At 70.9% G+C, this 12,249-nt stretch carries 11 protein-coding genes; 6 read left to right on the plus strand and 5 right to left on the minus strand.

Features of this window, described 5'->3' with window-relative positions; all coding sequences use genetic code 11:
* Window positions 1-39 precede the first annotated feature (39 nt).
* Window positions 40-837, plus strand: coding sequence for a carbon-nitrogen family hydrolase (locus ABS735_RS37965; RefSeq protein WP_373904791.1), 798 nt, complete (start codon window positions 40-42; stop codon window positions 835-837).
* Window positions 838-912: 75 nt separating this feature from the next.
* The gene (locus ABS735_RS37970) at window positions 913-1,068 is read left to right on the plus strand and encodes a hypothetical protein (protein WP_373904792.1); all 156 of its coding nucleotides are present in this window, start codon (window positions 913-915) and stop codon (window positions 1,066-1,068) included.
* A gap of 106 nt (window positions 1,069-1,174) precedes the next feature.
* Here ABS735_RS37970 and ABS735_RS37975 read toward each other — a convergent pair whose 3' ends face one another.
* The 4 genes from ABS735_RS37975 to ABS735_RS37990 all read right to left on the minus strand — a co-directional run bounded on the left by ABS735_RS37975 (window position 1,175) and on the right by ABS735_RS37990 (window position 5,317).
* Window positions 1,175-1,669 (minus strand): LURP-one-related/scramblase family protein, encoded by a 495-nt coding sequence (locus ABS735_RS37975; RefSeq protein ID WP_373904793.1) that lies wholly within the window; start codon window positions 1,667-1,669, stop codon window positions 1,175-1,177.
* A 76-nt stretch (window positions 1,670-1,745) separates the two neighbouring features.
* Complete coding sequence (locus tag ABS735_RS37980) at window positions 1,746-2,000, minus strand: DUF6458 family protein (RefSeq protein ID WP_373904794.1); 255 nt, start codon at window positions 1,998-2,000, stop codon at window positions 1,746-1,748.
* A gap of 113 nt (window positions 2,001-2,113) precedes the next feature.
* A complete protein-coding gene (locus ABS735_RS37985) occupies window positions 2,114-3,412 on the minus strand; it encodes a M18 family aminopeptidase (protein WP_373904795.1) in 1,299 nt (432 codons plus the stop codon).
* A 78-nt stretch (window positions 3,413-3,490) separates the two neighbouring features.
* Window positions 3,491-5,317, minus strand: coding sequence for an acyl-CoA dehydrogenase (locus tag ABS735_RS37990; protein ID WP_373904796.1), 1,827 nt, complete (start codon window positions 5,315-5,317; stop codon window positions 3,491-3,493).
* Between the two features lie 149 nt (window positions 5,318-5,466).
* Between ABS735_RS37990 and ABS735_RS37995 the strand changes: the two genes are divergently transcribed.
* From ABS735_RS37995 to ABS735_RS38005, 3 genes are all read left to right on the plus strand, one after another.
* Window positions 5,467-5,937 carry an SseB family protein gene (locus tag ABS735_RS37995; RefSeq protein WP_373904797.1) on the plus strand — a complete coding sequence of 157 codons (471 nt, stop codon included), beginning with the start codon at window positions 5,467-5,469 and terminating at the stop codon, window positions 5,935-5,937.
* Between the two features lie 144 nt (window positions 5,938-6,081).
* Window positions 6,082-7,059 (plus strand): pirin family protein, encoded by a 978-nt coding sequence (locus ABS735_RS38000; RefSeq protein ID WP_373904798.1) that lies wholly within the window; start codon window positions 6,082-6,084, stop codon window positions 7,057-7,059.
* 65 nt (window positions 7,060-7,124) lie between these two features.
* Window positions 7,125-8,198 (plus strand): AI-2E family transporter, encoded by a 1,074-nt coding sequence (locus ABS735_RS38005; protein WP_373904799.1) that lies wholly within the window; start codon window positions 7,125-7,127, stop codon window positions 8,196-8,198.
* Here the strand turns inward: ABS735_RS38005 and ABS735_RS38010 are convergent.
* Window positions 8,141-10,294 carry a SpoIIE family protein phosphatase gene (locus ABS735_RS38010; RefSeq protein ID WP_373904800.1) on the minus strand — a complete coding sequence of 718 codons (2,154 nt, stop codon included), beginning with the start codon at window positions 10,292-10,294 and terminating at the stop codon, window positions 8,141-8,143. The genes ABS735_RS38005 and ABS735_RS38010 overlap by 58 nt on opposite strands.
* 173 nt (window positions 10,295-10,467) lie before the next feature.
* On the opposite strand from ABS735_RS38010, the gene aspS reads away from it, so the two are divergent.
* Window positions 10,468-12,231 (plus strand): aspartate--tRNA ligase, encoded by a 1,764-nt coding sequence (gene aspS, locus ABS735_RS38015; protein WP_373904801.1) that lies wholly within the window; start codon window positions 10,468-10,470, stop codon window positions 12,229-12,231.
* Window positions 12,232-12,249 lie beyond the last annotated feature (18 nt).

A 12,249-nucleotide genomic window follows, 5' to 3' on the forward strand; every position in this document is an offset into this window, starting at 1 on the left:
GGCCCGTGTGGACGGCTCGAATGCCAGGACGGTGGTAGTGTGCGCGCCTCTTTGCTCCAAATCGCTGTGAACGAGGACGAAACGGTCGAAGGGCGTCGCCTGCGGGCGGCGGCTCTGGTGAGGGAGCAGGCGGGCGCCGATCTCGTCGTGCTGCCGGAGCTGTGGACCACGGGCGCGTTCGCCTTCGAGGAGTTCGACGCGGCGGCCGAGCCGCTGCGCGGACCGACGCACGAGGTGATGGCGAAGGCGGCGAGCGACGCGGGCGTGTGGCTGCACGCGGGGTCGGTCCCCGAGCGCGGCCCGGACGGACGGCTCTACAACACCTCTCTCGTCTTCTCCCCCGCCGGCGAGCTGGCCGCCTCCTACCGCAAGATCCACCGCTTCGGCTTCGACAAGGGCGAGGCCGTGCTGATGGGCGCGGGGCGCGAGCCGGTGACGGTCCGGCTGGCGGACACCACCACCCTCGGCGTGGCGACCTGCTACGACCTCCGTTTCCCCGAACTCTTCCGCTCCCTCGTCGACGCCGGTGCCGAGATCCTCGTCGTCCCGGCGGGCTGGCCGGAGCGCCGCCGGTCCCACTGGACGCTCCTGGCCCAGGCGCGGGCCGTGGAGAACCAGGCGTTCGTCCTCGCCTGCGGAACGGCCGGGACGCACGCCGGGGTTCCGCAGGCCGGTCACTCGATCGTGGTGGATCCCTGGGGCGAGGTGCTCGCGGAGGCCGGCGCGGACGAGGAGGTCCTCACGGTGGACCTCGATCCGGCGAAGGTGGCGCGGACCCGGGAGCAGTTCCCGGCCCTGAAGGACCGGGTGCTGGGTCTGGAGCCACCACGGCGGTAGCGGCGGTGCGGGCGCGGTGGCAGGGCGCGGTGCGGGCGCGGTGGCTCGGACGGCGCCCACTTCGCGTCGGCGTTCGTGCTCCCGGCCGCCGGGCTGCCGCGCCGGACGGCCGAGGAGCGGGCCCGCTCGACCTTCGAGGACACTCCCGCGGTACTGCGCGAACTGCTCCGGACCGGCTGGACGGGTGTGCTGGGCCTGCGCCCGGGACGCGGTCCTCGGCGCGGCACGTGAGGGGACGGCGCACCGTGGAGTCGGGGCCGCGCCGATGCGCCACCTGGTCGTGCCGCTGCTCCCGGGACGCGCCGTCCGCCGGGCGGTCCGAGGAGCCGTCGGCCCCTCAGTCGTCCTCCCGCTCCTTCTCCGCCAGATGGATCACGCACACGGTCAGGGCGATCAGCAGCGCCGGGTCCGCGTCGTCCCGTACGACGTCCACGCCGTAGGTGTCCCGGAGGGTCAGCCACCGCCGGGAGACGACCGCCAGGAGTTCGCCGTCGTACTCGACGGCGAACTCCCGGTCGAGGATCTTGCCGCTGACGTCCAGTTCGGTGCCGTCGGCCAGGGTGACGCGGTAGTGGTTGCGCAGCAGGGAGAGACGTTTCCGCTTGAGGCGTGCCAGGGGCTCGCCGCCCCGCTCGATCACCATCGTGTCGCGCAGGGCGAACATCTTCTGGTGGATGTCGATGAGCACGCGCCCCTGGGCGTCCTTCAGCTCCCAGGTGTCCCGCAGCCGCATCGCCTTGCCGTCGACGAGGAAGACCTTGTTGCCGTGGTCGTCCTCGATCCAGTAGTCGTCACCGATACCGAGGAGCCGGTCGTACACGAGGAATCTCATGTTCTGACCGCTTCCCCGCCGGCCGCCGCGGAACGCGGCCGGTAGGCCGACAGGCTGAGTGCCGTGCCCGGCCGGCTCAGGCGCCGTAGCCGTTGTGGTAGCCGTCCTGCGTGTGGTGGTGGTGGGGCTGTTCCTCGACGACCGGGGTCGACGGCGGCATCACGACCCGGCGGCGCCGGGCGATGCTGCTGAACGTCGCGATGCCGATCAGGCCGACGACCATGAAGATCACACCGACCAGGTCGAGGTTGACGCCCTGCATGTCCCAGTCGGTCGCGAACGTGAGGATGGCTCCCACGGCGATGAGGATGATGCACCCGCCGAGGCCCATGAGTGTTGCCTCCCTGTCAGATCCGGTCGGTTCCGGCTTTCCGGCCGATCCGGTTCCGTGCGGGTACCCCGCGTGTCAACCCCCATGCCGTGGGCGGTCGTTCTGCCTGCGGGTCACGGCTGGAGGAACGCCACCAGCGCGTTGGCCAGCAGGTGCGGGTCGTCGGCGCCGCACAACTCCCGGGCGCTGTGCATCGACAGGATGGCCACGCCGATGTCGACGGTGCTGATGCCGTGCCGGGCCGCGGTGATGGGGCCGATGGTCGTGCCGCACGGCATGGAGTTGTTGGAGACGAAGGTCTGGAAGGGGATGCCCGCCTTCTCGCAGGCGGCGGCGAACACCGCGCGGCCCGAACCGTCGGTGGCGTAGCGGTTGTTGACGTTGACCTTGAGGATCGGGCCGCCGTTGACGCGCGGGTGGTGCGTCGGGTCGTGCCGTTCGGCGTAGTTGGGGTGGACGGCGTGGCCCGTGTCGGAGGACAGGCAGACGGTGCCGGCGAAGGCGCGTGCGCGGTCCTCGTAGGAGCCGCCGCGGGCGAAGACCGAGCGCTCCAGCACGCTGCCGAGCAGCGGTCCGTCGGCGCCCGTGTCCGACTGGGAGCCGGTCTCCTCGTGGTCGAAGGCGGCCAGGACGGGGATGTACGGCAGGTCGGCGCCGGAGGCCGCGACCGCGGCCAGGGCGGCCGTACCGGCGTGCACGGACAGGAGGTTGTCCATCCGCGGGCCCGCCAGCAGCTCCCTGCCGCGGCCCAGGTACGCCGGGGGCTCCACGGGGTACGTCATCAGGTCCCAGCCGGTGACCTCGCTGCGGGGAACGCCGGTCTCCTCCTCCAGGAAGGCGATCAGGTCGCCGTCGCGCACGGTGTCGCCCAGGCCCCAGACGGGCTGGAGGTGGCGCTGCTTGTCGAGCTTGAGGCCGTCCGTGGAGACGTTGCGATCCATGTGGATGGCGAGTTGCGGGACGCGCAGCAGCGGGCGGTCGATGTCGACCAGGCGCGTCGAGCCGTCGCGCAGCGAGAGGCGGCCGGCCAGGCCCAGGTCGCGGTCCAGCCAGGAGTTCATCAGCGGGCCGCCGTAGATCTCAACGGCGACCTGGCGCCAGCCGTGCCCCCCGGTGTCCGGGCGGGGCTTGACGCGCAGGTTGGGGGAGTCGGTGTGGGCGCCGACGATGCGGAAGGGGGTGTGGGCGGCGGCGCCCTCCGGGACGTACCAGGCGACGATGGCGCCGCCGCGCAGGACGTACTTGCCGCCGCCGGTCCCCTCCCAGGCGTCGGTCTCCGCGACCTGGCGGAAGCCGGCCTTCTCCAGCCGCTCGGCGGCGCTCGCCACGGCGTGGTACGGAGTCGGGCTCGCCGACAGGAAGGTCATCAGGTCGTCGGTGTGGCCGCGGTCGAAGCGGGAGGGTGCGCTCATGGGGTTCACCTTAACGACGTACGAGGGCCCGCTTCCCGTCCGGCGGGAGCGGGCCCTCGGGGGGAGGGACGGCCGGTCCTAGAAGGCCGCCTCGTCCAGCTCCATCAGGTCCAGCTCGACGCCCTGGGCGACCTTGCGGGCCAGGGTGAGGCCGGGCAGGACGTTGGCCGCGAAGAACTTCGCCGCGGCGATCTTGCCGGTGTAGAAGGCCTTGTCCTTCGCGGAGGCCGTCGGCAGCTTCTCGGCGGCGACGGCGGCGCCCTTGAGGAGCAGGTAGCCGACGATCACGTCGCCGGAGGCCTGGAGCAGGCGGGTGGTGTTGAGGCCCACCTTGTAGATGTTCTTGACGTCCTGCTCGGTGGCCGCGAGGTCGGTGAGCATCAGACCGACGATGGCCTCCAGCTCGACGGCGGCCTTGGCCAGGTGCTCGCGGGCGCCGGACAGCTCCTCGCCGCCGGTGGCGAGCGCCAGGAACTTCTTGATGTCCTCGGCGAGCGAGTTCAGCGCGGCACCCTGGTTGCGGACGATCTTCCGGAAGAAGAAGTCCTGGCCCTGGATCGCCGTCGTGCCCTCGTACAGGGTGTCGATCTTGGCGTCGCGGATGTACTGCTCGATCGGGTACTCCTGCAGGAAGCCGGAGCCGCCGAAGGTCTGCAGGGACTGGGCGAGCTGCTCGTAGGCCTTCTCGGAGCCGTAGCCCTTGACGATCGGCAGGAGCAGGTCGTTGAGGGCGTGCTCGGTCGAGGCGTCCTCGCCGTTCGCCTCCTTGACCTGGATCTCGTCCTGGACGGAGGCGGTGTACATCACCAGCGCGCGCATGCCCTCGGCGTACGCCTTCTGCGTCATCAGCGAGCGGCGGACGTCCGGGTGGTGCGTGATGGTGACCTTGGGGGCCGACTTGTCCATGAAGTTGGCCAGGTCCGGGCCCTGGACGCGCTCCTTGGCGTACTCCAGGGCGTTGAGGTAGCCGGTGGAGAGGGTGGAGATCGCCTTCGTGCCGACCATCATGCGGGCGAACTCGATGATGCGGAACATCTGGCGGATGCCGTCGTGCTTGTCGCCGATCAGCCAGCCCTTGGCGGGGTGGCGGTCGCCGAAGGTCATCTCGCAGGTGTTGGAGGCCTTCAGGCCCATCTTGTGCTCGACGTTGGTGGCGTAGACGCCGTTGCGCTCGCCCAGCTCGCCGGTCTCGAAGTCGAACTCGTACTTCGGGACGAGGAAGAGGGACAGGCCCTTCGTGCCGGGTCCTGCGCCCTCGGGGCGGGCGAGGACGTAGTGGAGGATGTTCTCCGACATGTCGTGCTCGCCGGACGTGATGAAGCGCTTCACGCCCTCGATGTGCCAGGAGCCGTCCTCCTGCTGCACGGCCTTGGTGCGGCCGGCGCCCACGTCCGAACCGGCGTCCGGCTCGGTGAGCACCATGGTGGAGCCCCACTGCTTCTCGACGGCGATCGAGGCGATGTGCTTCTGGACCTCGTTGCCCTCCTCGAAGAGGATGCCGGCGAACGCCGGGCCGGAGGAGTACAACCACACGGCCGGGTTGGCGCCCAGGATCAGCTCCGCGTACGCCCAGATCAGGGAGCGCGGCGAGGTGGTGCCGCCGATCTCCTCGGGCAGGCCGAGGCGCCAGTACTCGGAGTCCATGAAGGCCTGGTAGCTCTTCTTGAAGGACGCGGGGACCGGCGCGGTGTTGGTCTCGGGGTCGAAGACCGGCGGGTTGCGGTCGGCGTCGGCGAAGGACTCGGCCAGCTCGTTCTCGGAGAGGCGGGTCAGCTCCTCCAGGACGCTCTTGGCGGTGTCCGTGTCCATCTCCGCGAACGGGCCCGTGCCGTACACCTTGTCACGGCCGAGCACCTCGAAGAGGTTGAACTCGATGTCCCGGAGATTCGGCTTGTAGTGCCCCATGGCGACGGCTCCGTTGAGAGATCGGCGAGGCACTCGCTCCTCGCATCCGTACACGTACCAACTAGTAGCTACGATGATGCTACCCGTCGGTAATAAGAAGCAACCCCGAGCCGCCCATCTGTGACTCGTTACTCGTTACTCTGTGCTGCATGTACGGCTACGACCAGACCGCGGGCCAACAGCAGCAGCAGTACACCCCGCCCCCGCAGCAGCCGATGGGCGGCGGGTACGGGCAGCAGCCGCCGCTGTACCCCGAGCCGTCCCCGCCCTCGCTCGCGGACGCGGTGCGCGCCTTCACCACCGGCCAGATGTCCGCCGAGGACTTCCAGCAGATCTTCGCGACCTCGAAGGTCTACTGCCCGCGCGGCGACAACCCCGGCTTCCTCGCGCTGCACAACACCCAGCAGCCGGTGATCCCGATGTTCACCGGCCTGAAGGAGCTGCGCCGGTACGCGGGCAAGGAGTCGAAGTACTTCGTGATCACCGGCGCGGAGGTGATCGACCTGCTGCCGACCGGCTACGGCTTCGTCCTGGACATGGAGGGCGAGCACCGGATGGTGTTCGACGCGAAGGCTGTCGAACAAATGGTCGATTTCGCCATGCGTCGCATGTATGGCTAGACGCCATTGCTTCGCAGACGGCCAGGTGCCGCCGAGTGGACGCTCGTGAGCCCGGAGGGAATGCCCTCCGGGCTTTCGTGGTTCGAGGTGACAAGAAGTTCAACGCTCAACTAAAGTGGGCGCACACCGCCCGAGGAGGTCGACATGCCTGCCGTGACCGTCGAGAACCCGTTGACGCTGCCCCGCGTATCCGCGCCCGCCGACGCCGTCGCACGTCCCGTGCTCACCGTCACGACCGCGCCCAGCGGTTTCGAGGGCGAGGGCTTCCCGGTGCGCCGCGCGTTCGCCGGGATCAACTACCGCCATCTCGACCCGTTCATCATGATGGACCAGATGGGTGAGGTGGAGTACGCGCCCGGCGAGCCCAAGGGCACCCCCTGGCACCCGCACCGCGGCTTCGAGACGGTCACCTACATCGTCGACGGGATCTTCGACCACCACGACTCCAACGGCGGCGGCGGCACCATCACCAACGGCGACACCCAGTGGATGACGGCGGGCTCCGGGCTGCTGCACATCGAGGCGCCGCCGGAGCAGCTGGTGATGTCCGGCGGGCTGTTCCACGGGCTCCAGCTGTGGGTGAACCTGCCGGCCAAGGACAAGATGATGGCCCCCAGGTACCAGGACATCCGCAGCGGCAGCGTCCAGCTGCTCACCTCCCCGGACGGCGGCGCGCTGCTGCGCGTCATCGCCGGCGAGCTGGACGGGCACGAGGGCCCCGGCATCACGCACACGCCGATCACGATGGTCCACGCGACGCTGGCGCCGGGCGCCGAGGTCACCCTGCCCTGGCGGGAGGACTTCAACGGCCTCGCGTACGTCATGGCCGGGCGCGGGTCCGTGGGCGCCGAGCGGCGTCCGGTCCACCTCGGGCAGACCGCCGTCTTCGGCGCCGGGGGCTCGCTGACCGTCCGCGCGGACGAGAAGCAGGACTCGCACACCCCGGACCTGGAGGTCGTGCTGCTCGGCGGGCGGCCGATCCGGGAGCCGATGGCCCACTACGGCCCGTTCGTGATGAACACCAAGGACGAGCTGATGCAGGCCTTCGAGGACTTCCAGAAGGGGCGCCTCGGGACCGTCCCGGCGGTGCACGGGATGTCCGACGAGGGCCCCGGCGCCTGACCGTGCGTCACCCGGGCGGGCCGTCCGCGCAGGACAGCCCGCCCGGCGCGTGATCGGGTGGGGACGTGCAGCTGCTCCCCGGCCCGGTGCGCCGGTTCGCCGCCTGGTGCGCCGTCATCCTGCTCGCCAGTGGCGTCGTCTACGTCGCGATCCGGCTCTGCGTCGAGTTCCGCACCGCGGTGACTCCGGCGCTGCTCGCGCTGCTCGGCACCGCCCTGCTCAGACCGCTGCACCGGCGGCTGGTGAAGGCCCATGTGCAGCGGTCGCTGGCCGCCGGGCTGACCTGCGTCGCCGTGCTGGCCGTGGTCGGCGGGGCCGTGTACATCGTGGTCTCCGCGCTCATCGAGACCGGTGACCAGATCATCGCCTCGCTCCGGGACGCGGCGAAGGGCGTCGCCGACCACTTCGGTGCGGCCGGGACCTCGCTGGACGACGTCGCCTCCAACGCACGCGAACTCCTCGGCAAGTTCGGCGGTACGGCCGCCTCGGGCGTGGTCAGCGGGATCAGCGTCGCCGGCGAGATGCTGGCCATGGCCGTACTCGCCCTGCTGCTCGTGTTCTTCTTCCTGCGCGACTCCGACCGGGCCGTCGGCACGGTGCGCGCCCTGGCCCCGCCCGGCGGCGCCGACATGGTCGAGGCCATGGCACGGCGGGCGTTCGGGGCCGTCGAGGGATTCATGCGGGGCACCACCCTGATCGCCCTCATCGACGCGGTCTGCATCACCGTCGGGCTGCTCGTCCTGCGCGTGCCCGGCGCGATCGGCCTCGGGGCGCTGGTCTTCGTCGGCGCCTACATCCCCTACCTCGGCGCGTTCATCTCCGGTGCCGTCGCCGTGCTGGTGGCGCTGGCCGACCGGGGATTCGTCATCGCGCTGTGGGCCCTCGGCGTGGTGCTGGCCGTGCAGGTGCTGGAGGGACACGTGCTCCAGCCGATGATCCAGAGCCGTACCGTCCAGATGCATCCGGCCGTCGTACTGCTGGCGCTCACCGCGGGCGCTTCGGTGGCGGGCATCCTGGGGATGCTCCTCGCCGTGCCCCTGACCGCCGCGGCGTTCGGGGTCGTGCACGAGCTTCAGGGGCGTTACGAGGCCCCGGCCGCCGCGGGGCCGGAGGCGTCGTCCCCGCCCTCGGACTCGTAGAGCTCGTACCAGATGCTCTTGCCCTCGCCGCGCGGGGCGACGCCCCAGGAGTCCGCGAGCAGCTCGACCAGCATCAGCCCGCGTCCGGAGGACGCCATCTCCCCCGGCCTGCGCTTGTGCGGCAGGTCGTCTCCGTTGTCGGTGACCTCCACCCGGATCCGCCGCTCGCCCGGTTCCCCGGCGACCTCGGCGACGAGCAGGGCGTCGGTGTCGGTGTGGACCAGGACGTTCGTCAGCATCTCGGAGAGCAGCAGCACGGCCGCGTCCCGCTGCTCCTCGCCCGGCCAGTCGTGCAGCAGGTCGCGCAGGTGCTGCCGGGCGGTGGCGATCCGCGCCGGCTCGGCCTGGGCGACCGTCAGCATCGTGCGCCGCACCGGCGCCCGCGTCGCGGTGGATTCGCCGCAGCCGCAGCCCTCGCCCTGCCGGCACAGCAGCAACAGCGCGATGTCGTCCTCCCGGCGGTCGGACAGCGGGCCGACGGTGTGGTGCGAGGAGGGTCCGTGCACGGCCTGGACCAGCGCGTCGGCCAGCTCCTCCAGGCCGTCGGCGTGCTCCTCCAGGATCACGCGCAGGCGGTGCCAGCCGCTCTGCAGATCGTGGCCGCCGGTCTCGACCAGGCCGTCCGTGCACAGCATCAGGGTGTCCCCGGGTTCCAGGGCGAGCCGCGTCGTCGGGTAGTCGGAGTCCGGGTCGATGCCCAGCGGCAGTCCGCCTGCCGTGGCGAGGATCAGCGCCGTGCCGTCCGCCATGCGTACGACCGGGTCCAGATGTCCCGCACGGGCGCTCTCCACGGTGCCGGTGGCGGGGTCGACCTCGGCGTAGTAGCAGGTCGCGAAGCGCAGGTCGCCGGGGTCGTCCTCGGACGCGGCGAGGCCGTGGAAGAAGTGGGAGGCGCGAGCGAGCACCGCGTCGGGGCGGTGGCCCTCGGAGGCGTAGGCGCGCAGGGCGATGCGCAGCTGGCCCATCAGCCCGGCCGCCCGCACGTCGTGGCCCTGGACGTCGCCGATCACCAGCGCGAAGCGGCCCCCGGGCAGCGGGATCATGTCGTACCAGTCGCCGCCGACCTGGAGGCCGCCACCGGTGGGGACATAGCGGGCGGCGATGTCCATGCCGGGGATCTCCGGGCCGAGCATGGGCAGCATGGAGCGCTGCAGCCCCTCGGCCAGCTCCCGCTGGTTCTCGGCGGCGCCCGCCCGGGACAGGGCCTGGGCCAGCATCCGCGCCACGGTGGTCAGCACGGAGCGCTCGTCGGGCGTGAAGGCGACCGGGTAGGTGAAGGCCGCCATCCAGGCGCCCATGGTGCGGCCCGCCACCGTCAGGGGCAGGAAAGCCCAGGAACGGCGGCCGAAGGGCTCGGCGAGGGGCCAGGTGAGGGGGTAGCGGGACCGGTACTGCCCGGGGGAGGAGAGGTAGACGGCCCGACCGGTGCGCACCACCTCGGCAGCCGGATAGTCCGTCTCCAGCGGCATGTCGACGAACGGGTTCATGTCGTTCTCCGGCTGACCGTGGTGGCCGATGACGGTCAGCCGGTCCCCCGAGACCCCGAACACCGCGAGGCCGTCCGGGGAGAACCCCGGCATCGACAGTCCGGCCGCGACCCGCAGCACCTCCTCGGTGGACCGCGCCTCGGCCAGCGCCCGGCCCGCGTCCAGCAGGAAGGCCTCCCGCGAGCGGCGCCACTCGCCGGTGACCGCGCTGCGCCCGGCGGGGGTGCCCGGCCTCGGCTCGGCCACCTCCTGGAGGGTGCCGGTCAGCACGTACGCCTTGCGCACGGGATCGAAGGAGGGCTTGGAGCGGCTGCGGACGACCCGGACGACATGGCCGCGCTCGTCCATGATCCGGATCCGGACCTCGGCGAGAGTGCCCTCGGCGACGGCGAGCTGGACCACCCCGGTGATCTCGTTCCAGTCCACCGGATGCAGCCGGGCCCGCACCTGTGCCTCGGTGAGGGTCGCCGGTTCGGCGGGCAGGCCGAGCAGGCGGGCGGCCTCTCCGTCCACCGCGACCTCTCCCGTGGCGGTGTCCCAGTGCCACAGTCCGGTCGCGAGGGCGGCAAGGACGTCCCCCACCTCGGGCAGGGGCTCACCAGTACGCATTGCCCCACTTTAAGAAGAGGTGATCGGACGCTGCCACCGCTCGCCGCGGCGCCCGGCCCGCCCCGGGGCGAGTCAATGGGGAGGAAGGCAGGCATGGCTGCCCGGTACGCTGGGGTTGTTTCACGTGAAACGCGAAACACCATCCCCGATCCGCGAAGGCTGGATGAACGACGATGCATCGGTACAGGTCCCACACCTGCGGCGAGCTCCGCTCCTCTGACGTCGGCACCGACGTCCGACTGAGTGGCTGGCTGCACAATCGGCGCGACCTGGGCGGCATCCTCTTCATCGATCTGCGCGATCACTACGGCATCACGCAGCTCGTCGCCCGTCCGGGCACCGAGGCCTACGAGGCGCTGGACAAGCTGACCAAGGAATCGACCGTTCGGGTCGACGGCCGGGTCGTCTCACGCGGCGCCGACAACATCAACCCCGACCTGCCCACCGGCGAGGTCGAGGTCGAGGTGGGCGAGGTGGAGCTGCTGGGCGCCGCCCAGCCGCTGCCCTTCACCATCAACACCGAGGACGGGGTCAACGAGGAGCGGCGGCTGGAGTACCGCTTCCTGGACCTGCGCCGCGAGCGCATGCACCGCAACATCATGCTGCGCACGTCGGTCATCTCCTCGATCCGCAGCAAGATGGTCGCCCTCGGCTTCAACGAGATGGCGACGCCCATCCTCACCGCCACCTCCCCCGAGGGTGCCCGCGACTTCGTGGTTCCCTCCCGCCTGCACGCGGGCCGCTTCTACGCCCTCCCCCAGGCGCCGCAGCAGTTCAAGCAGCTGCTGATGATCTCGGGCTTCGACCGGTACTTCCAGATCGCGCCCTGCTTCCGCGACGAGGACGCCCGCGCCGACCGCTCGCCGGGCGAGTTCTACCAGCTCGACGTCGAGATGAGCTTCGTCGAGCAGGAGGACGTCTTCCGCCCGATCGAGCAGCTCATGACGGAGCTGTTCGAGGAGTTCGGCAACGGCCGCCACGTGACCTCGCCGTTCCCGCGGATCCCGTTCCGCGAGGCGATGCTGAAGTACGGCTCCGACAAGCCCGACCTGCGCGCCCAGCTGGAGCTCGTCGACATCACCGACGTCTTCGAGGGCTCGGAGTTCAAGGCCTTCGCCGGCCAGCACGTGCGCGCGCTGCCCGTCCCGGACGTCTCGGGCCAGCCCCGCAAGTTCTTCGACCAGCTCGGCGACTACGCGGTCTCGCAGGGCGCCAAGGGCCTGGCCTGGGTCCGCGTCGGCGAGGACGGCAAGCTGTCCGGCCCGATCGCGAAGTTCCTCACCGAGGCCAACGTCGCGGAGCTGACCAAGCGGCTCTCCCTGGCCCCCGGCCACGCGGTGTTCTTCGGAGCGGGCGAGTTCGACGAGGTCTCGAAGATCATGGGCGCGGTGCGGGTCGAGGCCGCCAAGCGTGCCGGGCACTTCGAGGAGAACGTCTTCCGGTTCTGCTGGATCGTCGACTTCCCGATGTACGAGAAGGACGAGGAGACGGGGAAGATCGACTTCTCCCACAACCCCTTCTCGATGCCGCAGGGCGGCATGGACGCCCTGGAGAACCAGGACCCGCTGGACATCCTGGCCTGGCAGTACGACATCGTCTGCAACGGCGTCGAGCTGTCCTCCGGCGCGATCCGGAACCACGAGCCGGAGATCATGCTCAAGGCCTTCGAGATCGCGGGCTACGACGCGGAGACCGTCGAGCGCGAGTTCGCCGGCATGCTGCGCGCGTTCCGCTTCGGCGCCCCGCCGCACGGCGGCATCGCCCCCGGCGTCGACCGCATCGTCATGCTGCTGGCCGACGAGCCCAACATCCGCGAGACGATCGCCTTCCCGCTCAACGGCAACGCCCAGGACCTGATGATGGGCGCCCCGACCGAGCTGGACGAGACCCGGCTGAGGGAACTGCACCTGACGGTGCGCAAGCCGCAGCCGAAGTAACCTGCGGCGGCAGTGCCG

Source organism: Streptomyces sp. MMCC 100 (genome assembly GCF_041538145.2).
Classification (GTDB): Bacteria; Actinomycetota; Actinomycetes; order Streptomycetales; family Streptomycetaceae; genus Streptomyces.

Coding starts and splice junctions, on each gene's coding strand:
- ABS735_RS37990 (WP_373904796.1), bottom strand. CDS start 5,317: ATGGGGCACTACAAGCCGAATCTCCGGGACATCGAGTTCAACCTCTTC.
- ABS735_RS37975 (WP_373904793.1), bottom strand. CDS start 1,669: ATGAGATTCCTCGTGTACGACCGGCTCCTCGGTATCGGTGACGACTAC.
- ABS735_RS37995 (WP_373904797.1), top strand. CDS start 5,467: ATGTACGGCTACGACCAGACCGCGGGCCAACAGCAGCAGCAGTACACC.
- ABS735_RS38010 (WP_373904800.1), bottom strand. CDS start 10,294: ATGCGTACTGGTGAGCCCCTGCCCGAGGTGGGGGACGTCCTTGCCGCC.
- aspS (WP_373904801.1), top strand. CDS start 10,468: ATGCATCGGTACAGGTCCCACACCTGCGGCGAGCTCCGCTCCTCTGAC.
- ABS735_RS37985 (WP_373904795.1), bottom strand. CDS start 3,412: ATGAGCGCACCCTCCCGCTTCGACCGCGGCCACACCGACGACCTGATG.
- ABS735_RS38000 (WP_373904798.1), top strand. CDS start 6,082: ATGCCTGCCGTGACCGTCGAGAACCCGTTGACGCTGCCCCGCGTATCC.
- ABS735_RS37980 (WP_373904794.1), bottom strand. CDS start 2,000: ATGGGCCTCGGCGGGTGCATCATCCTCATCGCCGTGGGAGCCATCCTC.